The organism is Niallia sp. Sow4_A1 (assembly GCF_052116745.1).
GTDB classification, from domain to species: Bacteria; Bacillota; Bacilli; order Bacillales; family Cytobacillaceae; genus Niallia; species Niallia hominis.
The window spans coordinates 1-25,746 of the sequence record NZ_JBQKKM010000039.1 but is presented as its reverse complement, the minus strand read 5'-3'; the positions used below and the strand labels follow the sequence as shown (position 1 = coordinate 25,746).

Annotated in this window: 20 protein-coding genes, 1 rRNA gene and 2 riboswitches; of the genes, 17 read left to right on the top strand and 4 right to left on the bottom strand. The window is 36.6% G+C overall.

Annotation, left to right across the window (positions count from 1 at the left end; all coding sequences use genetic code 11):
- The first annotated feature begins 10 nt into the window (after positions 1-10).
- Positions 11-1,267, top strand: a complete 1,257-nt coding sequence (locus ACTQ5K_RS18700) for an MDR family MFS transporter (protein ID WP_235251854.1) — start codon at positions 11-13, stop codon at positions 1,265-1,267.
- Positions 1,268-1,668: 401 nt separating this feature from the next.
- Here ACTQ5K_RS18700 and ACTQ5K_RS18695 read toward each other — a convergent pair whose 3' ends face one another.
- Positions 1,669-2,853 (bottom strand): DUF4317 domain-containing protein, encoded by a 1,185-nt coding sequence (locus ACTQ5K_RS18695; protein WP_441994198.1) that lies wholly within the window; start codon positions 2,851-2,853, stop codon positions 1,669-1,671.
- Positions 2,854-3,091: 238 nt separating this feature from the next.
- On the opposite strand from ACTQ5K_RS18695, the gene ACTQ5K_RS18690 reads away from it, so the two are divergent.
- The 6 genes from ACTQ5K_RS18690 (at position 3,092) to ACTQ5K_RS18665 (ending at position 9,501) form a co-directional block, all read left to right on the top strand.
- Entirely contained in the window at positions 3,092-3,979 is an 888-nt protein-coding gene (locus tag ACTQ5K_RS18690; protein ID WP_441994197.1) for a LysR family transcriptional regulator, read from the top strand.
- 198 nt (positions 3,980-4,177) lie between these two features.
- On the top strand, positions 4,178-5,377 hold the full coding sequence (locus tag ACTQ5K_RS18685) for a M20 family metallopeptidase (protein ID WP_048718094.1): 1,200 nt from the start codon (positions 4,178-4,180) through the stop codon (positions 5,375-5,377).
- 31 nt (positions 5,378-5,408) lie between these two features.
- Positions 5,409-6,842, top strand: coding sequence for a YfcC family protein (locus ACTQ5K_RS18680; protein WP_441994196.1), 1,434 nt, complete (start codon positions 5,409-5,411; stop codon positions 6,840-6,842).
- Positions 6,843-6,857: 15 nt separating this feature from the next.
- Positions 6,858-8,549: a M28 family peptidase gene (locus ACTQ5K_RS18675; protein WP_441131526.1), complete on the top strand. Its 1,692-nt coding sequence runs from the start codon at positions 6,858-6,860 to the stop codon at positions 8,547-8,549.
- 127 nt (positions 8,550-8,676) lie between these two features.
- On the top strand, positions 8,677-9,327 hold the full coding sequence (locus tag ACTQ5K_RS18670) for an SDR family oxidoreductase (protein WP_235251858.1): 651 nt from the start codon (positions 8,677-8,679) through the stop codon (positions 9,325-9,327).
- 21 nt (positions 9,328-9,348) lie between these two features.
- Positions 9,349-9,501: a hypothetical protein gene (locus ACTQ5K_RS18665; protein ID WP_441131528.1), complete on the top strand. Its 153-nt coding sequence runs from the start codon at positions 9,349-9,351 to the stop codon at positions 9,499-9,501.
- Between the two features lie 75 nt (positions 9,502-9,576).
- On the opposite strand, the gene ACTQ5K_RS18660 is transcribed toward ACTQ5K_RS18665, so the two are convergent.
- The gene (locus tag ACTQ5K_RS18660) at positions 9,577-10,122 is read right to left on the bottom strand and encodes a DUF2812 domain-containing protein (RefSeq protein ID WP_441994195.1); all 546 of its coding nucleotides are present in this window, start codon (positions 10,120-10,122) and stop codon (positions 9,577-9,579) included.
- Positions 10,123-10,458, bottom strand: a complete 336-nt coding sequence (locus ACTQ5K_RS18655) for a PadR family transcriptional regulator (RefSeq protein ID WP_202908300.1) — start codon at positions 10,456-10,458, stop codon at positions 10,123-10,125.
- Between the two features lie 407 nt (positions 10,459-10,865).
- On the opposite strand from ACTQ5K_RS18655, the gene ACTQ5K_RS18650 reads away from it, so the two are divergent.
- The gene (locus tag ACTQ5K_RS18650; protein ID WP_441131532.1) at positions 10,866-11,444 is read left to right on the top strand and encodes a hypothetical protein; all 579 of its coding nucleotides are present in this window, start codon (positions 10,866-10,868) and stop codon (positions 11,442-11,444) included.
- A gap of 185 nt (positions 11,445-11,629) precedes the next feature.
- On the opposite strand, the gene ACTQ5K_RS18645 is transcribed toward ACTQ5K_RS18650, so the two are convergent.
- Positions 11,630-11,806, bottom strand: a complete 177-nt coding sequence (locus ACTQ5K_RS18645; RefSeq protein ID WP_160314258.1) for a hypothetical protein — start codon at positions 11,804-11,806, stop codon at positions 11,630-11,632.
- A gap of 340 nt (positions 11,807-12,146) precedes the next feature.
- Between ACTQ5K_RS18645 and ACTQ5K_RS18640 the strand changes: the two genes are divergently transcribed.
- The 9 genes from ACTQ5K_RS18640 to ACTQ5K_RS18600 form a co-directional block, all read left to right on the top strand.
- A complete protein-coding gene (locus tag ACTQ5K_RS18640; RefSeq protein WP_419181469.1) occupies positions 12,147-13,541 on the top strand; it encodes a TerD family protein in 1,395 nt (464 codons plus the stop codon).
- A 270-nt stretch (positions 13,542-13,811) separates the two neighbouring features.
- The gene (locus ACTQ5K_RS18635) at positions 13,812-14,765 is read left to right on the top strand and encodes an AAA family ATPase (protein WP_235251861.1); all 954 of its coding nucleotides are present in this window, start codon (positions 13,812-13,814) and stop codon (positions 14,763-14,765) included.
- Positions 14,765-15,970 (top strand): DUF58 domain-containing protein, encoded by a 1,206-nt coding sequence (locus ACTQ5K_RS18630; protein WP_048718086.1) that lies wholly within the window; start codon positions 14,765-14,767, stop codon positions 15,968-15,970. The genes ACTQ5K_RS18635 and ACTQ5K_RS18630 overlap by 1 nt, the downstream gene beginning before the upstream one ends.
- Entirely contained in the window at positions 15,971-18,208 is a 2,238-nt protein-coding gene (locus ACTQ5K_RS18625) for a DUF4129 domain-containing transglutaminase family protein (protein WP_048718084.1), read from the top strand.
- A gap of 29 nt (positions 18,209-18,237) precedes the next feature.
- A riboswitch (purine riboswitch) is annotated at positions 18,238-18,339 on the top strand.
- 181 nt (positions 18,340-18,520) lie between these two features.
- Positions 18,521-20,071: a glutamine-hydrolyzing GMP synthase gene (gene guaA / locus ACTQ5K_RS18620; protein ID WP_048718082.1), complete on the top strand. Its 1,551-nt coding sequence runs from the start codon at positions 18,521-18,523 to the stop codon at positions 20,069-20,071.
- Between the two features lie 135 nt (positions 20,072-20,206).
- Positions 20,207-20,309: riboswitch (purine riboswitch) on the top strand.
- 144 nt (positions 20,310-20,453) lie between these two features.
- Entirely contained in the window at positions 20,454-21,782 is a 1,329-nt protein-coding gene (locus tag ACTQ5K_RS18615; RefSeq protein WP_031539104.1) for an NCS2 family permease, read from the top strand.
- Positions 21,783-21,986: 204 nt separating this feature from the next.
- Entirely contained in the window at positions 21,987-22,829 is an 843-nt protein-coding gene (gene glcT, locus ACTQ5K_RS18610; RefSeq protein ID WP_031539103.1) for a glucose PTS transporter transcription antiterminator GlcT, read from the top strand.
- 187 nt (positions 22,830-23,016) lie between these two features.
- Complete coding sequence (gene ptsG / locus ACTQ5K_RS18605; RefSeq protein WP_251628860.1) at positions 23,017-25,086, top strand: glucose-specific PTS transporter subunit IIBC; 2,070 nt, start codon at positions 23,017-23,019, stop codon at positions 25,084-25,086.
- Positions 25,087-25,671: 585 nt separating this feature from the next.
- A 16S ribosomal RNA gene (locus tag ACTQ5K_RS18600) occupies positions 25,672-25,746 on the top strand; the annotation flags it as partial.

Genomic DNA, 25,746 nt, shown 5'->3' with positions numbered 1-25,746 from the left:
GGGAGACAACATGAAATGGAAGGAATTACCGAGAAATATCAAAGTTAGGATGATTACCTCTTTCTTTAATCGGGCGGTTTCATCAGCTGTTATGCCATTTATGGCTTTATTCTTTGCACAGGAATTAAACAAAATTTGGGCGGGGTTATTTTTGATTAGTACTGTGGTTATCGGATTTATGATTAATTTAGTTGGAGGATACATTTCTGACCGCTTTCCCAGAAAAAAGGTTTTAATGATAACATCCTGGCTGAATGCACTCTTCTTTTTAATCATGACGATCAGTCTATTTCCGACCAATAAAGTAATTGTCTTGTTTGCTTTGGCGTATGTTGGATTTATTATTACAAGCAGTCTAGGGAGACCTGCAATGCATGCGATTATTATTGATTCCACAACACCAGAAAATAGAAAGGCCGTTTATACACTGGATTACTGGCTAGTGAATTTATCGATGGCTATTGGGGCAGCAATTGGAGGACTTTTATATTTGAATCATCAGAAAGAATTATTCATCATGCTGACTTGTACATCTACAATGATTCCAATTGCCTATGGGATTTGGCTGCAGGACAAGTTCACAAATCAGTTACACAAAAAGCACAAGAATGTCTTGGTTGACTTAATTAGCAATTATAAAGTGGCGTTTAAAGATGTAGCCTTTGTAAAAGTGGTTGCAGGCTCCACCTTTATTTTTGCAGCTGAATTTTCATTAAATAGTTATATTGGGATTCGCCTTGCTGAAACTTTTGAAGCAGTTCGTATTGGAAGCTTTGAAATTGTTGGGGTACGAATGCTAAGTATATTAAATATAGAAAATATGCTGCTTGTAGTTTGTTTTACTTTTATTATCAATCGGTTCACAGATAAGATGAATAAAAAGAATGCTTTAATAACAGGTCTTATTCTATATGGAATTGGATATGCGACTGTTACTTCGTCAAACACGTGGTATATGCTTGTTTTATTTAATTTGATAGCAACGATAGGCGAATTAATTTATTCACCGATTCGAAATGCAGAGCAGGCGAATATGATTCCAAGCGATAAACGTGGATCTTACTCTGCTTTTTCCAACTTGTCATTTAGTGGAGCAGATTTAATTGCAAGAGCTAGTATTATTATCGGGGCATTTTTAATTCCAACGATGATGTCTGTCTACATTGGCATTATTGTGATGGTGGGGACTGTTCTTATTTATACAGGATTATTCGCGAAAAACATAAAAGTAAATAACCTAGTCAATAAAGGTGTTAGTGGCGACTAGAGCAGTAAGTTGAAAATTGGTATGGAAGATATATTGAGGCTGGGACATAAGTAAATAACTAGTCTTTAAAGACGAACAATCTTTAATTTAGCTCTTAAATAAAGCTACTTTCTCATGATGGTTATCTATGTTTTTTAATATAGTTAAGTTTAAAAACTAAGTCGTTCCATTGCGCTACAGATGCTCGCTTTCCGCGGGGAGGAAGCTGAGCCTCCTCGCATGCGCTGCGGGGTCTCAGTCTTTCCTCTATTTCCCGCAGGAGTCGAGCGTCTTCCGCTCCATTACACTTCGTTTTTAAACCTTTTTCTAAAAAACAAACACGAACTTTTTGTAAATTAATTACATTATAGTTCGTGTTTGTTGTTGGTTGAAATGCTTTTGTCCCAACCTCTCTTTGAATCTTATTCTTCTTCTGAACTTCCGCCAAAAGCTTCGGGAATCATTGTAAATCCTTCGATTACGGTGTCTTCTTCGACTTCGATCATCAAGTACCTTTTTCCGCTAAATTCGATTTGTTTTACATATCGTAAGTCTGGTGGACTTATTGCGATATTGGCAATTTTTGTGCTGATTTTAATCGACTTTGATGTGAATTTTGGCAAGATATTAGTTGCTTTTAACTCGTACTTATCATCATCAATGATCTTTTTGAAAGCAAATTCAACTTTTTCTGGATTAATATCCTCCACGCCACTCATTTTTAAGACTTGTTCGACGTCTTTGGAATCTAATTTTGGAACTTCTTCTTCTTCATTTTCTACAATCATCCGGTAAATTTCTTCATAAACATTGGAAAGAGTAGAGGTGCTTAGCTGATCTCCGGTTACGTCCTTAATTATTTCTTCAAACACGATTTTATCATCTTGAGCAGTCATCATTTCTTCGCCGTTGAGCACTTCTTCGATAAATTGATAATCCGGTTCATGAATCTTGCCCGCAGCATAGAGAATATGATTAACATCTGCCGCATTATCTGTGAAGCTTGGGAAAAGAAATCCACCCATGGGTGCATTCAGATTAATAATGGGGTCAACAACAATATTGTATTTAAATTCTTTCTCTACATAATCAAATAGCAATTCTTTTTTTGGCTCTTGTGTGTTATTAATGCTGCATAAAATGAAAGGATGGGAGAAAACCGTATCTCTTTCACTTTCTTCGGACTCTGCATTGCGGCGTTTCTTTGGCTTTAAATATTCTCCGCGAATGAATGTAATGACAATATCCTTTTCATATTGTCTGCTATTAAGCATCTTTTCCACCATCTGCAGCATTTGGTCTTTCCAATCTTCTACTTCAGAGCTAAGTAATCCTTTATGTAAAATAAGCTGGCTATTATTCTCTGCATCCCTTTGAAACTTTAATTCAAAGAGTTTTTCATCTAAATTGCCGGCAAGTAATTTTTTAAAGTTATGCAAAAATAACTCTTGTTGGTCTTGGTCAAGCATTCCGAATGGTTGGCTTTGATAATGGAATATATCACTCGATTCTTTCATGACATAGACATTAAACATGTCTGTAATTCTAAGTAGATCGTTGTTCATTTTGAATTGTTTTCGAATGTTTGCTATATCTTTTTTGTTCATTCTAAGTACACTCCTAAGTTACTATAAGTAAAAGATGGATGTTATATTAAGCGTTAGCTAAATGTATGCACTCATTTTTAGTCATTCATCCATTTTATCATATTTAGTTTCTCTATTATAAGAAAGAAAATAGAGTTATGGGAAAACAAGTTTATTTTAATGAGGAGAAAGAGGTCTAGTCAATATTATTCCTCTATGCTTAAATAGGAGATAATCTAAGAACAGGTGGGGAAACGAAATGAATGAGAAGGATTGCTTGTTGCTCCTCTATTTACAGAAGGAGCAAAATATAACGAAAGCAGCGGAACATCTGTTTATGACACAGCCTGCCTTGACCTATCGCATACGGCAACTTGAAAAGGAATTTCAGGTTGAAATCCTCTCTAAAAATGGGAAAAATATAAGACTGACACCAGCTGGCGAACATTTAGTAGAGTATGCAAAAAGAATTCTTAGCGATTTGCGCAAGACGAAAGAATTTCTGCTAAATTTGGAAAATGAACTGATTGGAAGTTTGAAAATTGGTGTGAATAGTCACTTTGGTTTGTACAATTTGCCGTCGATTTTAAAGGATTATATAAAGATGTTTCCGAAAGTCGAATTGAATGTAGATACTGGATTTAGTACGGAAATGATGGATTTACTAGTAGATGGGCAAATTGATGTGGCGATTGTAAGAGGAGATTATAACTGGTCAGATGGGAAATACCTACTTAGCGAAGAGAATGTCTGTATTATTGCAAACGAACCGATTGATGTAAAAAAGCTTCCTCAGATGCCGATGATTAATAGAAAAGAGCCTAAAGTACTTCTGAAGTATAAGACAAGTCCATATAATCCTTTCGAGCAAAGCGTTGAATATTGGTGGAATCAAAGGTTTATTGAACCACCTATAGTAACGATGCAAGTGGATAGCTATGAAACGTGTAAGGAAATGGTGAAAAAAGGGCTTGGTTATGCGATTATCCCTAGTGTTTTTTTAAAGCAGACGGACGATTTATATAATGCTCCGCTTATTTTTAAAAATGGTCAGGAAATGAAAAGAAGAACGTGGATGTATTATAGAGAAGAATCGATGAGTCTCGCGACAGTAGCTGAGTTTGTTCGATATATGAAAAATTCGTAGAAAGAGAATGAGTATGTGATTCTCTTTTTTTTGTCATATTTGTATAATTATAAATTTTTGTTTATGCAAAAATAGCTGTTATCCATAAAAAAATTTTATGAATAACGAAAAAAAGCTTGATTTTACTTATTTATACAGGGGTATTACAATGGTGAATATAATTATCATTGTTCAGAATATTTCGGGGGTTGTATATTTATGTATTTGGAGAAGGCCGGAGAAAAACTAGCACTTATCGATAAGGTAGATGCGATGGATAACCAATTACGCGAATTAGCATTAAAGATTCATCAGAATCCAGAAGTGAGTTTTCAAGAACAACAAGCGATGAACTGGTTGACAGAACCACTTGAAGAGGCGGGGTTTGTCATAGAAAAAGGGATTGCGACATTAGAAACGTCATTTAGAGCGACTTGGGAAGGGACACCTGGTGGTCCAACGATTGCATTACTTGCAGAATATGATGCGTTGGCAGGATTAGGGCATGGCTGTGGACACAATATTATCGGAACCTCAGCTGTAGGTGCGGCAATAGCGCTAAAGGAGACAATGCCAAATTTAAAAGGAAAAATCGTTGTTCTTGGAACACCGGCAGAAGAGCTAGGTGGCGGAAAAATTATAATGGTGGAACAAGGTGTTTTTGATCAAGTGGATGCTGCCATGATGTGTCATCCCCATAAGAAATCGATGGTTTTGCGGGGAGGATTGGCTTGTGTAGATGCAACATTTAAATATTATGGCAAGGCAGCCCATGCAGCTGCTAGTCCTGAACAAGGAATCAGTGCATTGGATGCAGTCATCCATACATTTGTTGCGGTTAACTCTTTGCGTCAGTTTTTTAAGGATGATGTGAGAATTCACGGGATTATCACAAAAGGTGGAGAGGCTACAAATGTAGTGCCCGCTTACTGTGAAGCCGAATTTTTACTAAGGGCGGAAAACGTAGAGCAGCTGGAATTAGTTCGAGAAAAAGTATATGCTGCTGCTCGATATTCTGCAGAGGCAGTAGGGGCCGCTTTAGAGATTGAAGAGGGACTTATCTATGCCGAAAGAAACAATAATCATGCCCTTGCCCATTTATTCAAAGACAATTTGGAGCTTTTGGATGAAGAAGTAAGTGATCCTCCTAAAAAAGGCGGAATCGGTTCCTCTGATATTGGCAATGTTGGTCAAGTGACAGCAACCATTCATCCTTATATTAAAATCACGGATTCAGCCAATACACACACTCCAGAGTTTGTAGATGCTGCTGGTTCAGAAGAAGGGATGAAAGGACTAAATAAAGCTGCAAAAGCATTGGCGCTCACAGCGTTTGATCTATGCACAAACGAACAATCCCTAAAAGCGATTCGCAGTGAGTTCGAGGAATGGAAAAGAAGCAAACAGCAAGTGAAATAATAGATGAATAAAAAAGTAAAGGGTGAATAGGTTGAAAACGAATAAGCTAGCGTCCAATGTGGCATCTCCAGTAACAAATAAGGGAAAGAAACTTCGAATGCCACATACATTTGTCATCATTTTATGTATGGTGTTATTTGCAGCTGTACTTACTTACATACTCCCGGCAGGAGAATTTGAACGGGTAGAAGATGCAAACTCAGGAAATACAGTAGTAGTACAGGATTCTTACCAACATGTTGAACAAAATCCTATTAGTCTATTTAATCTGCCACTAGCAGTTGTACAAGGTTTGGTAAGTGCAAGCGATACAGTCTTTTTTATCTTTATCGTTGGTGGTGTTTTCCAAATTATCAATTCTACAGGAACGATTGAAGCAGTTGCTGGAAGAGTTGGAAAAACCTTTATGAACCGTGGTCTAGTTATTATTCCAATTTTCTTGACCCTGTTTTCATTCGGTGGCTTTACAATTGGGATGTCAGCAGAGGTAATGGCGTTTGTACCTATTGGAATCACGATTGCTAGAGCATTAGGATATGATGCGTTAACTGGGACAGCCATGGTTATGTTAGGTGCAGCGACAGGTTTTACAGCAGGGTTACTAAATCCTTTTAATGTTGGAATTGCCCAATCAATTGCTGAAATTCCAATGTTTTCAGGAATGTGGCTACGTGCGATTATTTTAGTTGTGCTGCTAATCGCTACTAGTTTTTATATTATACGTTATGCAAAAAAGGTGAAAAAGAATCCATCATCAAGTATTGTTGTCCAGCTTGAAAAAGAAGAAGGGCATAAAAATATCGATATGACTTCATTATCATCCATGAAGGTCAATCACTATTTAACAATCATTGCTATATTAGCAGGATTTGGTTTCCTTATCTGGGGAGTTTCAGAAAAGGGATGGTGGATGCAAGAATTAGCTGCGTTTTTTCTAGCGTTAGGTATTATAGTAGGGTTTCTATCTAAATATGGGCCTAGCAAAATTGCAAGTGAATTTGTGGCAGGGGCAAAAGATATCACTTTTGGTGCCTTTATTGTCGGATTAGCAAAAGGAATCGTTATTGTTTTAGAGCAAGGACATGTTATTGATTCGGTTGTAAATGGATTAGCGATAATGGTTGACCATCTGCCAAGTTACATTCAGGTTCTCGGCATGTACTTCTTTCAAACGATTATGAATGTCTTTATCACTTCTGGAACAGGACTTGCTGCAACAACAATGCCGATTATGGTTCCATTAGCTGATTTAATTGATGTTACTAGACAAACAGCTGTTCTAGCCTATCAGCTAGGAGATGGGTTATCTAATTGTATCCTGCCTACCTCTGCCATGTTAATGGGAAGCTTAGCGGTGTCAAAAATAAAGTATCAAGAATGGGTAAAGTTTTTCTGGCCATTATTGGTGATATGGCTTGTTATTGGCGGAGTTTTTGTCATCGTCGCAGATATTATTCACTATTGATGAAGAGGATGAGTAATGATGAACCCCCAGCTTATTGAATTAATGGATAAGGAACTTTTAAATCAACATGTTAAGGAACTTTCTGCATATGAACGGTTAACAGGAGAGGAAGAAGCTGAAAGAGCGGTAGATTATATAGTGGGAAATTTGCAACAGCATCATATTTCATATAATCGTTACCAATTCGATGGATACTTTAGTGATCCTATTCATGGGGCAGTGTTTGTAACAGCACCTATGAAACTGGCTATTCGCGCAAAAGCAAGATCATTTGGTGCCAATCTTCCGAATGGGGTAAAGGGAAATCTTCTATATGATTTCTTTAGTGAACACTCAACAGGGATAAGCGGACCAGTCGAGCGTTATGAAAAGATGAAAGACAAAATTATTATCAGCTGGAACTATTACGAGGATTATGTGAAAAAAATAGAAAGTGCAGGAGCAATAGGGCTTATTCATATATGGCCATCTAAGGAAAAGGCGCTTCATGAAGAAACGGTGGGAACAATTTGGGGTACCCCTACGATGGGAACTGTGGACCAACTGACGAAAATTCCTGTCGTTGGCATAAACCATGAAGATGGGAGCAAGTTGCTTAAGTGGATAAAAGAGGAGCATTCTGTAGAAGTCGTATTGAAAACAGAGGTGAGAAATTCTGTTAAAAAGACTAGTTTACCAGTTGCTACTATTCGCGGGGAACTAGAAGAGTATATTTTGGTATCTGGACATTATGATTCCTGGCATAAAGGGGCAACAGATAATGCAACAGCCAATTCTTTGATGCTGGAGATGGCCCGGATATTTTCTACTCAACAAAGTAAACGAAGCATTAAAATAGCTTGGTGGCCAGGACATTCAAATGGTAGATATGCAGGGTCTGCCTGGTATTGTGATCAATTTTGGGAGGAAATCAATGAGAAGTGTGTAGCACATATTAATATTGATTTTCCAGGGACAAAAGGAAATGTTCAAGTAGTTCCAAGATCAACAGCGATGGAAAAGGAAGAACTTTTAACCGATATTATTCGAGATTATACAAAGAAGGAACCATCTCGAACAGATTATTTGCCTCGGGGAGCGGATCAATCCTTTTGGGGAACGAATATTCCTATCCATCTAATGCTAAAGTATGAACCACTCGATCAAGAAAAAAGATATCAAACACCAGGAGGGAACTGGTGGTGGCATACAGAAGAGGATCTCGTTGATAAAGTGGATTGTGATTTATTGAAGAGAGATACAGGGATGCACATAGATCTAGTGAATCACTTGGTGAATGTACCGATCTTGCCAATTAACCTTCTTCGCTTTTTAGCAAAAAGTAAGGAGATTATAAAAGATCTAGACAATCATTCTGATGAAGCTTTCGATTTCACTAAAATTCATCAAATCTTTGAAAGGGTTTCGATAATGGCGGGAGAGCTTTTGGAAAAGGAAGAATCAGATAAAACTTCCTATAATAAGCTTTTAAAATCGATTGGTGGAAAACTCAATAGACTTAAGTTCTCTTATTCCAGTAGATATGATTATGATAACACGTATCCTTTTCAGCCTTATCCTGGCTTAGCCAAAGTGAAGGACGTCTATCGAAGCAATACAACACAAGAAGATTTCCTGTTTATCAGTACCTTTTTCATTAGACAACGAAATCGGATAGTAAATGAGATAAAAGAAGTAATAATGGAGATAGAAAGATACTTTGATTAAATATATAAAGGTTTTCGCTCGTTCTTATGTCGAGCGAAAGCCTTTTTTAGTTAGGCGCCTTATTTGAAATAGATATTCTTAAATGAAATAATAGTAGGAGAAGATGGAACGGAAAGGAGTTTTTACAATGAAGGTATTAGTGGTTGGAGCGAATGGGCAAATAGGCAAACAGTTAGTAATGTTATTACAAGCGAGCCATGTATACTCTGTTAGGGCATTAGTCAGAACAGAAGATCAGCTAAAAGCATTTGAACAAAGCGGAGTAGAGGCAGTGATGGGCAATTTGGAGGAGACGGTTGAGCAGCTAGAGAGTGTTGTTCGAGACTGTGAGGCAGTCATTTTTACTGCAGGTTCAGGCGGGAAAACCGGGTATGATAAAACGTTGCTAATTGATCTTGATGGTGCGGTTAAAATGATCGAAGCATCAAAAAATATGGGAATCAAGCGATTTGTAATGGTTAGCGCACTACAAGCACATAATCGAAAAAACTGGAATGAACAACTTAAGCCCTACTATGTAGCAAAGCATTATGCAGATCGAATCCTCATGGAAAGCGGATTAACGTATACGATTATTCGTCCAGGTGGCCTTTTGAATGAAGATGGAACTGGAAAGGTAACGATTGGGGAGAATCTTGAAAGAGGGATGATTCCGCGAGAGGATGTAGCAAAGACGGTAATTGCCTCACTACAGGAGTCGAACGTGTTTAATAAAGCTTTTGATATAGTTTCTGGTGAAACGACGATTGCGGAGGCAGTGGGGGATTATAAAGATTAATTAGAGAAGAAGCGTCTAGGTATGCAGGTTGGTTTGGCTGATATCCTAGTATGTTTGGCTGATAAAATAGAAGATTGGCTGGAACCCCAACAGTATTGGCTGATAAACAGAAGATTGGCTGGAACCCCAACAGTATTGGCTGATAAAGCAGAAGATTGGCTGAAACCCCAATAGCTTTGGCTGATATATCGAAAACTTAAGCTGTAACAGGATGGACGCTCTCTCTAATCCTTGCGATTTAGAAAATCATTAAAACAATTTTTTTCTCTTTTTTAATGCATAAATTTTTTTAGTAAGTGGAAATCCAAGAATAAGAAAGAAGATTCCTATTATAACTAAAACAGCATTTAGGATCACTTCAAAAGTATGGATGTCTCTAAAGAGAAAGACTTGAGAAAGCCCGGAAGAAATAAAGATAATAGCCATGATATACCAGATGAAATTAATTCTTTGGTAATGTTCAATTTGGGAATCAATATCAGAATAGATTTTAAATTCACCTAAGGAAGCATCTCTTCTAAAGTAATGCCATCTTTTAATAGATGCAACTTGATCCACGCTAAACTCCTTCATTAGTGCTAAATAGTCATCCTTTTCTTTTTGAAAAACATCTTGTTTAAGAAATTCAATACGGTATATATATTTACTTGGTGTACTTGTTTCGAAAACATAGTATCCATCAGTAATTTCTTGTAGGGCATAGCCTTGTTTACACATATTGTTTATCCAAGCCTCTTCTTTTTTAATATTGATAAAGAAATCTTTAAATACACTTCTTTTTACTTTTTTAATCATTTAGTTGTCCCCCATTCTTATTAATCCATTTTGATACAACTCCTTTAGTCTGACGATTTCAGATTGAACTACTTGATAGCCTTCGTTAGTCAGGATATATACTTTCTTCCTTTTCTCCAAGACATCATTATTCGTAAATTCAATCCATCCTTTATCTAAGAGAGCTTTAAGGGCACCATAAAGTGTGCCGGGAGCTAGTGTTAAACGGCCATTACTCATTTTTTTTACATCCTGCATAATTCCATAACCATGTTGAGGAGCAAGAAGAGAGAGTAGAATATAGTAAGTTGATTCTGATAATGCATGGTTCGTGTTATGTCCTGAAATAGAAATCACTTCCCTTTTTTATTATATCTTCTTGCGATATATCGTGAGACGATATAGTTTATATAATTATACCTCAAGTTTAGGTAAGATTCTATGTGAAAAAAGCTGAAAATTTAAAAAATGACACGAATTATTTTCAATGAAGCTGTAATGGGTAGTACAGCAGCACAGCTATCACATTCTGCAAAACAAATATTCAGTTTATAACCAGGAATAAAGCTGATTTGCAACAATTGGGTTCGTGGTTATTGGTGTAGTAGCAAAGTTAGGGGGATTTGGTAGATACTTCTAAACGCACCCATCCTAATCAACATATCTATTGGAACTAGTTATATATCATTCCCTATTGTCATATGGTATACAATGTGTAATTCCTTAGGTTAAGGAAATCAATAACTGAATAGAGGAGGCAGTATATGCTTTGGATTCTTAGTGCACTCATCCTTATTGGCTTTAGCTTCTTTATTTATTCACAGATACAAGACCTACCCGAAAATCAAATAACAGCGAAATGCTTGCCTATGCTGTATGGTATGTCTTCTAGTGTGGCCATCGGCGTTTTATTTGGTACCATTATGCACAATGAATTAGGAATGGCCACAATTCTTTCCATCATTGTAAGTTTCTCCTTCATTCTTTTTCTTTTTATTAAAAGCACAATAGTTGCAATGATAGAAGCAGGGGCAGCCAGTTTAATGGGGGCTTTAATGGGAGCAATGTTAGGAGTTATGCTGAATGAAGGAGATGCGGTCTTAATAATAATTATGGTAGATGCTATTTTTCTGCTAAGTAGTTTCGTTATCTATCATATTGTGAAGAAGTATCAGTCTAGTAAAAGAAGATTCACTTCCAATCTTTTAATCGTTTCAGCTACCTTAAGTCTTGGACTCATCCTTTTAACAGGATTTTCTTATATGCTGAAAAATGATGAGTTGCCTATAGAAACGAATGAGCATCATCATCAAGGACTAGAAATATATATGGAAATATTATGAATCACGAATTCTATTCCATACTATCTACGTTTCAGCCACTATTTCTTCGAGAACTTTTCCTCTACTATTTTTTTCAAAAGAAAAGAAGAAGCCTATCTAAACGGCCTCTTCTTTTTCCTCTAATAAGTTTTTAGACTCCTTATAATTAAAATGAAGTAGTTGGAAAACTTTTATATAATAAATGATTACTGGTTAATTGATTGATCTGTAGAATCTTTCTCCTCTACTTGTTCCGCTTCTGTATCTTCTTGTTTTCTCTCATACTCTTTTCTTACATCTCCACAAGTGATGCATATCCCACTGTAATAATAATTATATTTATGATATTTTCGTATTTTGCATATAAGTGAACCAAATAACAAAAGTAACAACTCCTTTACTTATCCATTCTACAATAGTGGTCAGTAATATTTGGTTAAATAACCGTTACGAACCTACCAAATCTATTACAAAGATGTCTTCTTTATCTTTTTTATGACAATCACCAAAAAAACATTACAGCTTGCTAGAGGAATAGGTGAATATAGAAAGGAATGGAAAGAGAAAATGGTGAAAACTAGAAACTTTTTGATGTGCTGTATCGTAATAGGTATAGTTGTAATACAAATGTAAATGAATATCCGTACAAATGCCTAGATAATGCTGTAAAATAATAGGTAATACATGGTTGGAAGAATATGAATGTAAAAGGAGAGATTCTTTGTGGGGGTCATGCTAAGCAAAGGTCAAAAGGTAGATTTAACAAAAGCTCATCCTGGATTAAGCAATGTTGTAATTGGTTTAGGCTGGGATATCAATCAACAGGGTGCCAACTATGATTTAGATGCTTCTGCTTTTTTGTTGGGAGAAAATCATAAAGTATGGAGCGATAATGATTTTATTTTTTACAATAATCCATCTGGTCCTAATGGATCTGTAATATACAGTGGAGATAACCGGACGGGTCATGGTAGATTGGACGATGAACAAATTAGAGTGAATTTATCTCAAGTACCATCCAGTATTCAACGTATTGCTTTTACCATTACCATCCATGATGCTTATGAAAAAGGACAAAATTTTGGACAAATATCTAATGCCTATGTCAGAGTATATAATGAGGAAGAGCAAGTAGAACTTCTTCGTTTTAATCTTGGAAGAGACTATACAATTGAAACGGCAATAGTCGCAGCAGAGCTATATCGCCATAATGGAGAATGGAAGTTTAATGCTGTTGGCAGTGGCTTTCAAGGTGGTTTAGCTGCATTATGCCGCAATTTTGGGGTAACTGTTGATGATGAACCAACAGCACCTGTTCCATCTATTCAACAAGGCTATCAAGAACCAAATAGACCTCCTTTCCAGTCGTTTGAAACACAAACGTATCCCACTTCTAATAGAGAGGCATACCAGCCAACCGGTCATTCGGCTTATTCAAATAATCCGCAAATGTATGGACAAGCTTCTCAGCATAATCATCATTCTAGTGACCATTTCCAGTGTATTAGGTGCCATAGCACGAATGTCCGTACAGGTGAAAAAGGATTTGGAATTGGAAAAGCGGCTATAGGCGGGTTAATTTTAGGACCAGTTGGACTACTGGGTGGCTTTATTGGAAAAGGCCAATTAAAAATTAGCTGCAATAGTTGTGGTTATAATTGGTCTCCATCTCAGACAGATTATGCTGAATGGGGGAGACAGCAGAAGCAACGGGCAAAGGACCTCTTCATGCGATATAAAAATCCGGAAGTTTTAGACGCTGTTGTGGCTGCATGTGCATTAGTAGGGATGGCAGATGGAAGATTAGATCCTTCAGAAGAACGAAAAATGATGGAGTTTATCCATCAAAGTGAAGAATTGCGTGTTTTTGATACAAATAAAGTCGTTCAGCAATTTAATCACTTTGTTCGCAAAATAGAATACGATCAAATTATTGGTCAGACAGAGTGTTTTCGAGCGTTAGGGAAAGTGCGATCAAAGCCAGAGGTTGCAAGACTAGTAGCACGGTATTGCATTGCTATTGGCTATGCAGACGGTCATTTTGATCACAGAGAAAAACAAGTAGTGACAGAAATATGCCGAGAATTAGGATTGAATCCACAGGAATTTTTATCTTAAGAATAGGACATAATAGAATAGAAGACCAGTTTTAATAGAATAGTTTGGGAGAGAATGTCTAAAAGAAATCTCTTGCAAATATGTATACAAGAAAGATAGGCGGGAGATTACTTTTTCGTAATGTCGGAATGGTTTAACATATCATCAGTGGAGGGGATGAAATTCTCTACTGATGGAAGTTTTTCTTTATTGTATTCCGTCAAATCAGTAACTCCCATTGCTCGGGTGAGTATAGGTGCATTTTAATAGAAATACAACAGGAGGAGAAGGATGGCAGGAAATCATAGTTTAGTAATTGACAGAATAATCGGTAATATCGAAAAAGTAATGATTGGGAAAAGAGACGTAGCAGAACTTAGTTTAATTGCATTACTTGCCCAAGGTCATGTTTTATTAGAAGATGTCCCTGGAGTCGGGAAAACAATGATGGTAAGAGCTTTGGCGAAATCAGTTGGTGCTAATTTCCGTAGAATTCAATTCACCCCAGACCTTTTACCATCTGATGTAACAGGAGTCTCCATTTATAATCCGAAAGAGCTGGAATTTCAATTTGTGCCAGGGCCGATCATGGGAAATATCATTCTTGCAGATGAAATTAATCGAACATCGCCCAAAACACAGTCAGCCCTTTTGGAGGCGATGGAAGAGAGTAGTGTAACAATTGATGGAATTACCCATCATTTACAAAAGCCGTTCTTTGTTATGGCAACCCAGAATCCCATTGAATATGAAGGAACATACCCTCTCCCTGAAGCTCAGCTAGATCGATTTTTATTAAAAATGCAGATGGGATATCCAACCGTGGCAGAAGAAATGGAAGTGTTAACTAGAGTCCAAGTAGCTGCTCCTATTGAAAAGTTAGAGTCAGTTGTGACCTTGGATGAACTGCTTACTCTTCAATATGAAGTTAGACAGGTGTATGTGGATGACACAATAAAGAAATATATAGTGGAGCTTGCTACTGCAACAAGAGAACATGCGGGAATTTATTTAGGAGTCAGCCCTAGAGGTTCGATTGCATTAATGAGAGCATCACAAAGCTATGCCTTTATTCAAGGAAGAAATTATGTTATTCCTGATGATGTTCAATTTTTAGTGAAAGCTGTATTTGCCCATCGAATTATTTTAAAATCAGAGACAAAATTTGATGGAATATCGCCAGAGGAAATTATCAATCGAATTGTTGGGGAAGTCTCTGTACCGGTGCAAAGGTTAGTGAAGTAATGAAAAGACTTTTGCAAAAATTAAATCGGATTTGGAAACTAATTTTATTATTTTTATTAATAGCGATGGTTTTTTCTTATGCTATGTTCCAAGGAGGATTTGTTAGCTGGTTTTTATTCTATAGTTTTTTACCTTTTGCTTTATATGGACTACTGATTGCTGGTTACCCAATTAGAGACTGGCAGGTAAAACGAAAAATTCAAAAATATGAGTACAGTGCAAAAGAAGAAATGCATGTAGAAATTGAATTAAAAAGAAAGACATTCTTCCCTATTTTCTATGTCATGGTGGAAGATTCGTTTAGCTCGACTGTAGGGGAAAAGATAATGGGAAAGAAGCTGTTAATGCCTGGGTTCAGACGTACTCTTACTTATAAATATACGGTAAAAGAGTTGTCGAGAGGAGAGCATGTATTTGATCAGATTTTCCTGCAAATAGGAGATCCTTTAGGTCTTGTTGAAAAGGAGAAAGTTTATATTCAAGTTGATCGGATACTTGTCTATCCTCCTTTTGAAGAGATGGTTTACAAGCCTTTGGAAAATCATTTTGAACAAGGGATGACTTCTTCGAAGGAACGAGTGCAAAGAGATACGACAATGGCAGTTGGAATAAGAGAGTATCAGCCTGGTGACCGCTTCTCATGGATTAACTGGAAGGCAAGTGCAAGGCGGAATAATATGATGACAAAAGAGTTTGAACAAAAGCAGACCCATGACATTATGATTGTTGTGGATTGCGAAGAGAATAAGAGATTTGAAGGAGTAGTTTCTTTTACGGCTTCAGTAATTCGTGCCATTTTAAAAAAAGGTGCTCAGGTAGGGCTTTTATCAGTTGATACAGATCGAACAATTTTTCCAATAAGAGGAGGAGAAAGTCAACAACAACTATTACTCTATCATTTAGCAAAGATTCGCACTACAAAGGAGATAACACTTGCAGAGGTTTTGGATAATGAAAGCAGTCAGTTGCAGCAACAAGCTACAGTTATGCTGATTACATCCATGTTAACGAAAGAGCTAGTAGATAAAGCAGGCTGGCTTTCTAGCAAAAGGTATAATATAGCGGTGTTTGTCATTACAGGTAAAAATGAAGGCTTATCTAGTGGGGAAAAAACATTAAGTGCTTTTGCTGTAAAAAGAGGGATTCGCGTTATCCATGTTTCTGAAGGAAGATATAAAGAGGCTTTTTTGGAGGTGATGGCTTAAATGAGTTCATCTTTTAGCAAAAAGCACATCACAATATCCAATTTTCTATTGTATATCTTAGGATTTTTATTAATTTGGGAATGGCTTAGACCGCTGGAAGCGTTGACGAATACAGAGAATGTGATTGTATTTAATCTATTTCTTGCGCTTTCTTTATTACTAGCCTTTTTTAGAGCACCAAGCTTGTTAAGCGGAACATTAAAGACTGTTTATATTATCTTTGTTCTTCAATCTTTATATTTTGAGGAGTCCTTTTTAACCTTCCAATGGATCCAGCCTTTTGTTACTGAATTTATTGATAATCTAGTATTAGTGTTTGATACAAATTGGTCGGAAATGACCAATATGTTTAAAAGCTGTCTCTGCTTTATTTTACTATGGCTAATGGCCTACCTAATCGATTACTGGCTAATTAAACGAAGAAAGATTTTTACTTTCTTTTTGTTGACGATTATCTATATTACAGTATTAGATACCTTTACAATATATAGTGCTACTAGTGCTATTATTCGGACGGTAATCATTGGTTTTACAGTAATGGGGATGTTAACATTCTTTCGATTAAATGACAAAGAAGGCTCTGAGAATAACCATCGTTCAACTATAAAATGGATGATCCCGTTGCTCGTATTTGTAATAGGGAGTGCTGGAATTGGCTACTTATTACCAAAGGCAGATCCTATTTGGCCAGATCCAGTTCCTTTTATTCAAACGATGGGGAATAAAGGTGGAGAGAACGAAGGAGGCAGCACCGGAGAAGATGGTGTTCATCGGGTTGGATATAGTGTAGATGATTCTAGATTAGGAGGGGACTTTATTGGTGATTCCTCCATGGTTTTTGTCGCAGAAGTGGAAGAGCCCCATTATTGGAAAGTAGAAACAAAAGATACGTATACAGGAAAAGGCTGGGTGCAGTCAGAGGAATCTTTGCAATTGAGCCGAGATAACTTTGAAGTATTAGATCACGGTGGAGAGATTCCGTTTATTTCTTTTGTTGATGGAGAAAATGTGAAGCGGACAGAATCGCAAAGCACGGTTCAATTTACAAATGGTTTTTCATACTTCCTATATCCGTTAGGAGTAAAAGAAATGACTGCTGCGAATTCTTATATGGAAATTGAAAGTGGGAATGAGCGCGGGGTATTTAATGGCTATGTTGAAAGTTATTCCGTAACATATGATATACCGGAATACAGCTTAGATGCATTAACAACGGCGGACATGGAAGCCTTTGTGATGGATAATCCAGCTATTGCGAATCGTTATCTTCAACTTCCAGATTCATTGCCGCAAAGAGTGAAGGATCTTGCTGTTGATATAACGAAAAATGATGAAAATGTGTTTGCGAAAGTAAGATCGATAGAAACCTATTTCTCCTCTAATGGATTTGTTTATAGTCAAAGTAATGTTGCCATTCCGAATGGGGAGGAGGATTATGTAGATCAATTCTTATTTGAAACAAAACTAGGGTATTGTGATAACTATTCTACTTCTATGGTTACCTTGCTGCGTTCTATTGGCATTCCCTCTCGATGGGTTAAGGGCTTTACAGAAGGGGATTTTGTAGAGACAGATGGTGAAATTCGTCGTTATGAAGTAACAAATAATAATGCCCATTCTTGGGTAGAGGTGTATTTTCCAGAGGTTGGTTGGGTTTCCTTTGAACCAACACAAGGATTCTCCAATGCGAATACGTATATGAATGATATAGAAAATCAATCAAATTCTAATAATACAGAATCCGAAACACCAGATGCACAAGAACAACAGCAAGAAACTCCTGAAAACAAACCGGAAGAGCAAGAACAAACGTTAGAACCAACATCCCAAACTACGGAGGGGTGGAGTAATTATCCAGCTGTAGTCAAAGGAAATTGGCAATGGGTTGCTTTTGTACTAGCTTTAATCGGGTTGTTAGGAGTTGCTATTTATAAATTTCGATATAAATGGTTGCCTTATTATTATATTTGGAAATTCAAACATGCAACTGGCGAAAATAACTTTCCAAAAGCGTATATCGTATTGTTGCATTTATTAGAAATAGCAGGCCTTAAGAAAAAGGAAGAAGTTACCTTAAGAGAGTATGCGAAGCAAATTGATCACATCTATTCAAGTGATGAAATGAGCTTGTTGACTGCTAAATATGAGGAATATCTGTATAAAGGTCAATTGCAAAAAGGCAGCTGGGAAGATTTGAGGGAATTATGGGAAAATTTAATTAAAAAAACAACAGCTTGACCATCGATTCGACATGTTGTTACAATATTCTCATCTATATATAATTCCTTCATATATCCTCGATGATATGGTTCGAGAGTCTCTACCGGGTCGCCTTAAATGATCTGACTATGAAGGCAGATAAGTCTTTCCAATTTAGCTTCTTCATGGAATCCAAAAGACTAGAATTCTGCCTTCGTTTTTATTTGAGGCCGATTCTAGTCTTTTTTTCTTAAAAAAAGATGGTGAAATGGAGATAAGAGGCATGAATGATGAAGGTGTTTGGCAATAGTAATAAGAGAAATTCAAATAGATTAATTGGGGTGAATAGGAATGGGGAAAGCGCATATAGAAGGTCAGGAAATGATTGTTGTTCTAGACTTTGGTAGTCAATACAATCAATTGATTACAAGAAGAATAAGAGAATTTGGAGTATACAGTGAGTTGCATCCACATACCATTACTGCTGAAGAGATTAAGGAATTAAACCCTTCAGGAATAATTTTCTCAGGTGGCCCTAACAGTGTTTACGATGAAAATGCATTTGGTGTTGATGAGAAAATATTTGATTTAGGGCTTCCTATCTTTGGTATTTGTTATGGTATGCAATTGATGACGCAGCATTTTGCAGGAAAAGTGGAAAAAGCAAAGCATCGTGAATATGGAAAAGCAGCGATTAATATTGAAAATAACTCGAAATTATTTGCTGACCTTCCAACAGAACAAATCGTTTGGATGAGTCATGGTGATTTAGTTGTAGAAGCTCCTGCTGGATTTACAATTGATGCAACAAGTGCTTCTTGTCCTATCGCTTCAATGAGTAATGGAGAAAAAGGATTATATGCAGTTCAATTCCATCCAGAGGTTCGTCATTCTGTATATGGAAACGAATTGTTAAAAAACTTTGTGTTTGGGGTTTGTGGATGCAAAGGTGACTGGTCTATGGAAAACTTCATTGAAATTGAAATGGAAAAAATTCGTCAGACAGTTGGCGACAAAAAAGTTTTATGTGCTCTTAGTGGCGGTGTAGATTCTTCTGTTGTTGCTGTTTTGATTCATAAAGCAATTGGTGACCAATTAACATGTATCTTTGTAGACCATGGACTTCTTCGTAAAGGGGAAGCGGAAGGGGTTATGAAGACTTTCACAGAAGGCTTCAATATGAATGTAATTAAAGTTGATGCAAAAGAGCGTTTTATGTCTAAGCTAGAAGGCGTAAGTGATCCGGAGAAAAAACGTAAGATTATCGGAAATGAGTTCATCTATGTGTTTGATGATGAAGCAGCTAAACTAGAAGGTATTGATTTCTTAGCACAAGGTACTCTTTACACTGATATTATTGAGAGTGGAACAGCTACTGCGCAAACAATTAAGTCCCATCATAATGTTGGCGGGCTTCCTGAAGATATGCAATTCCAATTAATTGAACCTTTAAATACGCTATTTAAAGATGAAGTACGTGCTCTAGGTTCTGAATTAGGAATAGCTGATGATATCGTATGGAGACAACCATTCCCAGGTCCTGGTTTAGGGATTCGGGTATTAGGTGCTATTTCAGAAGAAAAATTAGAAATTGTGCGTGAATCCGACGCAATTTTACGCGAAGAAATTAAAAAGGCGGGCTTAGAACGTGATGTATGGCAATACTTTACAGTTCTTCCTGATATCCGAAGTGTTGGGGTAATGGGGGATGCGCGTACTTATGATTATACTATCGGAATTCGCGCAGTTACTTCAATAGATGGAATGACCTCTGACTGGGCAAGACTTCCTTGGGATGTACTAGAAGTGATTTCTACAAGAATCGTTAATGAAGTAGCCCATATTAACCGCGTAGTGTATGACATTACGAGTAAGCCACCTGCTACGATTGAGTGGGAGTAAAAGGAAAAAAATAGTAGCTTTTCCTTTTATAAAGATAAGTTCTATAGAAAAAGCGAACGATCGTATATTTTTATTATCGATTGTTCGCTTTTTGTATTGACGAGCTTTCTTTAAACTGTTAAACTAGATTTACAACTGAGATAGATATTTTTTACTCGTATAATATTGGGGAATACGGCCCAAAAGTTTCTACCGAGCTACCGTAAATAGCTTGACTACGAGGTAAGTGTAAATAGGGAATAATGAGAACTCATTTATATATTTATTTTAAGAGAAAGTTTCCCTATTCGTATTCACAAACCCTAGTCAACGCTCCTTTAATCGTAGGAGTGTTTTTTTGTTTTAGTCGATTATTAAAGCATTTATGAGAGGGGAAAGATCAATGAAGAAGTTTTTCAAATTTGAAGAACTAGGCACAAATTACCGCAGAGAGTTTTTAGGTGGTTTCACTACATTCCTTGCGATGGCTTATATTTTAGCAGTAAACCCATTTACATTAACATTAGGAGATGTAGCTGATCTTCCGGATGCATTAAGAATGGATTATGGAGCGGTGTTTGTGGCGACAGCACTTGCTGCAGCAGTAGGATCTCTAATTATGGGGATATTTGCTAATTATCCAATTGCGTTAGCTCCAGGTTTAGGATTAAATGCATACTTTGCATATACCGTTGTTTTAACACAAGGACATCCGTGGCAATATGCTTTAGCAGCTGTATTTATTTCAAGTGTATTTTTCTTACTACTAACACTTTCTGGTCTTCGTGAAAAACTAATTAATGCGATACCAGTTGAATTAAAGCTTGCGGTCGGCGCAGGTATTGGATTATTTATAACATTTATTGGATTGCAGAATTCCGAAATTATTGTTGGTAACGCTGCGACACTTGTTCATATTGGTGATTTAACCAAGCCAAGTACATTACTAGCCATTTTTGGTATTTTCGTTACGATTATTTTAATGGTTAGAGGAATACACGGTGGAGTATTCTACGGAATGATCATCACAGCAGTAGTAGGAATGATTTTTGGAGTAATTGATACGCCTTCTAAAGTGGTTTCTACCGTTCCTAGTATTGAGCCAACTTTTGGATCATTGTTCTCCGCGCTTGGGGATCCTGGATTTTATACACAAAGTATGTTAGTTGTTGTTTTAACTTTCTTGTTTGTTGATTTCTTTGATAACGCTGGTACATTAGTAGCAGTTGCAAACCAAGCTGGATTAATGAAAGAAAATAAATTACCGAGAGCAGGAAAAGCGTTATTTGCCGATTCTATTGCATCCATGGTAGGTTCTATTTTCGGTACATCTACAACGACTTCTTATATTGAGTCATCAGCAGGTGTTGCTGCTGGAGCTCGTACTGGATTTGCTGCAGTTGTTACAGCAGGGTTCTTCTTGTTATCCTTATTCTTCTTCCCACTGTTGGAAGTAGTAACATCAGCTGTTACAACACCAGCTTTAGTTGTGGTTGGTATTTTGATGGTTTCATCCCTTGGGAAAATTGAGTGGGCTAAGTTTGAAGTGGCCGTTCCAGCATTCCTTACTATCGTTGCGATGCCTTTGACTTATAGTATTGCAACAGGTATAGCTGTTGGGTTTATCTTCTACCCTATTGTTATGATTGTTAAAGGTCGTATTAAAGATATTAATCCAATTATGTATATATTCTTTGTCATCTTCGCATTGTACTTTATCTTCTTACAATAGAAGGGAAGATGATTCATAACTCATTGTGATAAAGGTTAACGATATTATATTGTATTATTTTGGGGTTGCGAGAAAAAGTCTTTTTGCTAAGAAGAAAAGGGATGTCCATTTTGGATGTCCTTTTTCTCATTTTTTCGTTGACTTCCTATAAAGACTTTAATAACATTGAGGTACCGAGAAGTCTGTCGAAGTGGGGAAATAAGTATGCCTAATTTACTAATAAAGAAAGCGCTGAATAATAATGTGCTCATTGGAGACCATCCATCCTATGGGGAAGTAGTGCTTATAGGGAAAGGAATAGGCTTTAATCAGAAAAGTGGAGATTATATTGATGTTAATGTTGTAGAAAAGTTGTTTGTCCTAAAAGATGAAAAGGAACAAAGCAATTACTTGAAGCTTCTTCCACAAGTGGATAATGAGTTGTTGGATGTAATTATTTCATCAATAGAGTTAATTAAAAATAAGACAAATACAAAGCTTAACGAGCATATCCATATAGCGTTAACGGATCATATTATGTTTGCTGCCTCTCGTGTTACAAACGGGCTAGTATTGAATAATCCATTTCTGATTGAAACAAAGGCATTGTACCCGTTTGAGTATGCAATCGCTGAAGAGGTTGTGAAATTAATCGGAGAACAAACAGGGCTTCAATTACCAGTAGGTGAAATCGGTTTCATCGCATTGCATATTCATAGTGCAATGATGAACAAAAGTTTATCAGAGGTCAATCAGCATTCACAATTAGTTACACATCTTGTGAATCTCATAGAGGAACAACTAGATACAAAAATTGATAAAGATAGCATCGACTATATGCGTCTTGTTAGACATTTGCGTTTTACGATAGAACGGGTTAATTCAGGAGAAAAAGTAGAAGAACCAGAAAATATAATTTTGCTATTGAAGAGTGAGTATCCACTGTGCTATAATCTTGCATGGAAGCTCATAAAAGTGATGCAACAAGCATTGAAAAAGCCAGTCTTTGAAGCAGAAGCAGTTTATCTGACGATGCATCTACAAAGACTTCAGAAAAAAATTAAATAGTTATTATCTTATAAACGTGTTACTGATACGATCAGGCATGAGTGAAAAAGATGATTGATTTAAATGTTTTAGGGTAACCTAACCTTAGCGTTTATTTCAATCTATCTACGCTCATGCCTTTTTTGTTTTTTACTCTTGTTTGAGAACGCTTTTTTGAGCCGAAAAATTGCTTTAGGAGGTCAACAAAATGTTTAAAAAGTTGTTTGGTGTTTTACAAAAAGTTGGTAAAGCACTTATGTTACCAGTTGCTATTCTTCCAGCTGCTGGTATCTTGCTTGCATTTGGTAATGCGTTGCAAAATCCAACGCTTCTTGATATTGCTCCATTTTTGAATAATAGTGGAGTGGAAATGGTTGCGTCCGTTATGGAGGATGCAGGAAATATCATCTTTGGTAACCTTTCCTTACTATTTGCTGTTGGGGTTGCTGTTGGTTTAGCTGGCGGTGAAGGTGTAGCAGGTCTAGCTGCTATTATTGGATTCCTTATTATGAACGTTACTATGGGAACAGTTTTAGGGATTGATGCTGATGCATTAGTTGGAAGTACTGAATATGCAGCTGTTTTAGGAATTCCTACTCTTCAAACGGGTGTGTTCGGTGGTATCATTGTCGGTATTATCGCCGCCGCGATGTATAATCGCTTCTTTGAAATTGAGTTACCTTCTTATTTAGGTTTCTTTGCAGGTAAACGCTTTGTTCCGATTGTGACAGCTGCATGTGCTGTTATTTTAGGTTTAATTATGATTGTTATTTGGCCGCCGATTCAACATGGTCTAAATGTATTCTCTGAAAATATGTTGGGTGCTAATTTAACAATATCTGCGTTTATTTTCGGGTTAATTGAAAGATCGTTAATTCCATTTGGTTTACATCATATATTCTATTCTCCTTTCTGGTTCGAGTTTGGTAGTTATACAACGAATGCTGGAACAATTGTTAAAGGGGACCAAGCTATCTTTATGAACCAAATTAAAGATGGTGTTCAAAACTTAACTGCAGGTACATTTATGACTGGTAAATTCCCGTTCATGATGTTTGGATTACCTGCTGCGGCTCTTGCTATTTACCATGAGGCTCGTCCTGAGAAAAAGGCGATTGTTGGTGGGTTGATGGCTTCAGCAGCATTAACTTCTTTCTTAACAGGTATTACAGAGCCATTAGAATTCTCATTCTTATTCGTAGCTCCAATATTGTTCGGTATTCATGCTGTTTTTGCAGGTTTATCATTTTTGACAATGCATTTATTAAATGTAAAAGTAGGTATGACATTCTCTGGTGGTTTAATCGACTATGTATTATTCGGTCTTATTAACCCACAAACAAATGCATGGATTATTATCCCTGTTGGTTTAGTATTTGCTGTAATCTACTATTTCGGTTTCCGTTTTGCAATTCGAAAATTCAACCTGAAAACACCAGGTAGAGAAGATGAATCAGATGAAACAGAAAGCAGTGCTAAAGGTACAACTAGTGATCTTCCGTATGATGTATTAGAAGCGATGGGTGGACAAGAAAATATTGCGCATTTAGATGCATGTATTACGCGTCTTCGTGTATCAGTTAATGATATTAAATCTGTTGATAAAGATCGTCTGAAAAAACTAGGTGCAGCAGGAGTACTGGAAGTTGGAAATAATATTCAAGCAATATTTGGTCCTCGTTCTGAAACGATTAAAGGCCAAATGAGAGATATTATGAGTGGGAAAAGACCACGCCCAACTGCTCAACCATCTATGGATAAAGAAGTGAAAGAGCAAATTGAAGATGTAAACCCAAGTGCATTACAAGGTAATGTAACTGGTGAAGATTCTTTCTTTGCTCCTATCAAAGGGGAGCTAGTAGCTATAACAGATGTACCTGACGCAGTTTTTGCGGGGAAAATGATGGGAGACGGTTTTGCGATTATTCCTTCAGAAGGTACAGTTGTTTCACCTGTTGACGGGAAAATTGTTAACTTATTCCCAACAAAACATGCCCTTGGAATCTTGGCTGATAATGGTCGAGAAATTCTTATTCACTTTGGTATTGATACTGTTAAGTTAAAAGGGGAAGGTTTTGAAACACTTGTTTCGGAAAATGATCAAGTGAAACAAGGACAACCTCTATTGAAAGTAAACCTTGACTATATTAAAGAAAATGCAACTTCAACTATTACGCCTGTTGTATTTACAAATTTAGCTGAGGGTGAATCTGTACAAATTAATAAACTTGGTAATGTGGAACTAAAAGAAGAAGATGTAGTAAAGATTACTAAGTAATTATATATATAGAAGAAACTCGGTCTTTTGATCGGGTTTTTTCTATATATAAGGGGGGGATTGTGGGAAAAAAGCGATTGTTAAACGGAATAATGAGAAGTAAGGTTACTTGGAGTTTAAAGGATTGTAATAACTTGTTAAGTAATACTTAATTTTATCCTACTCTTAAACTTCAGTATGGGGGAAAAAGCACCAACTGATGGAAGTTTCACTTTATTGAAATAATAATTTGGATAGATGATAGATATAGAGGGAATAGCTATATTAACAATGTTAATTTAAATAGATATAATTTTATCGTTTTTTTGTTGACGAAAATGTAAACAGATGTTATTATATAAAAACAGCCTTATGAAAGCTATTGATTACTTTGATTGATAGCAAGAAAGAAAATTATTTTGAAAAAGTAATTGACTTATTCATCAAAGGTTGGTATGATATAAAAGTTGCTTCTGATAGCAACAAACAAATTGCTCTTTGAAAACTGAACAAACAAACGTCAACAATAATCGTTTTATAACAAATGTTATAGAATGACAACAAGTAACAAAAAAGCTAGAGTTTAGCAATGAGCTAATCAACTCTTTATTGGAGAGTTTGATCCTGGCTCAGGACGAACGCTGGCGGCGTGCCTAATACATGCAAGTCGAGCGGACTTTA

Bases quoted from the DNA above. Each gene is read 5' to 3' on its own strand.
- ptsG (WP_251628860.1), top strand. From the start codon at position 23,017: ATGTTTAAAAAGTTGTTTGGTGTTTTACAAAAAGTTGGTAAAGCACTT.
- ACTQ5K_RS18660 (WP_441994195.1), bottom strand. From the start codon at position 10,122: ATGATTAAAAAAGTAAAAAGAAGTGTATTTAAAGATTTCTTTATCAAT.
- ACTQ5K_RS18670 (WP_235251858.1), top strand. From the start codon at position 8,677: ATGAAGGTATTAGTGGTTGGAGCGAATGGGCAAATAGGCAAACAGTTA.
- ACTQ5K_RS18665 (WP_441131528.1), top strand. From the start codon at position 9,349: ATGCAGGTTGGTTTGGCTGATATCCTAGTATGTTTGGCTGATAAAATA.
- ACTQ5K_RS18650 (WP_441131532.1), top strand. From the start codon at position 10,866: ATGCTTTGGATTCTTAGTGCACTCATCCTTATTGGCTTTAGCTTCTTT.
- ACTQ5K_RS18615 (WP_031539104.1), top strand. From the start codon at position 20,454: ATGAAGAAGTTTTTCAAATTTGAAGAACTAGGCACAAATTACCGCAGA.
- ACTQ5K_RS18675 (WP_441131526.1), top strand. From the start codon at position 6,858: ATGATGAACCCCCAGCTTATTGAATTAATGGATAAGGAACTTTTAAAT.
- ACTQ5K_RS18700 (WP_235251854.1), top strand. From the start codon at position 11: ATGAAATGGAAGGAATTACCGAGAAATATCAAAGTTAGGATGATTACC.
- guaA (WP_048718082.1), top strand. From the start codon at position 18,521: ATGGGGAAAGCGCATATAGAAGGTCAGGAAATGATTGTTGTTCTAGAC.
- ACTQ5K_RS18690 (WP_441994197.1), top strand. From the start codon at position 3,092: ATGAATGAGAAGGATTGCTTGTTGCTCCTCTATTTACAGAAGGAGCAA.
- ACTQ5K_RS18695 (WP_441994198.1), bottom strand. From the start codon at position 2,853: ATGAACAAAAAAGATATAGCAAACATTCGAAAACAATTCAAAATGAAC.
- ACTQ5K_RS18635 (WP_235251861.1), top strand. From the start codon at position 13,812: ATGGCAGGAAATCATAGTTTAGTAATTGACAGAATAATCGGTAATATC.
- ACTQ5K_RS18685 (WP_048718094.1), top strand. From the start codon at position 4,178: ATGTATTTGGAGAAGGCCGGAGAAAAACTAGCACTTATCGATAAGGTA.
- ACTQ5K_RS18630 (WP_048718086.1), top strand. From the start codon at position 14,765: ATGAAAAGACTTTTGCAAAAATTAAATCGGATTTGGAAACTAATTTTA.
- glcT (WP_031539103.1), top strand. From the start codon at position 21,987: ATGCCTAATTTACTAATAAAGAAAGCGCTGAATAATAATGTGCTCATT.
- ACTQ5K_RS18625 (WP_048718084.1), top strand. From the start codon at position 15,971: ATGAGTTCATCTTTTAGCAAAAAGCACATCACAATATCCAATTTTCTA.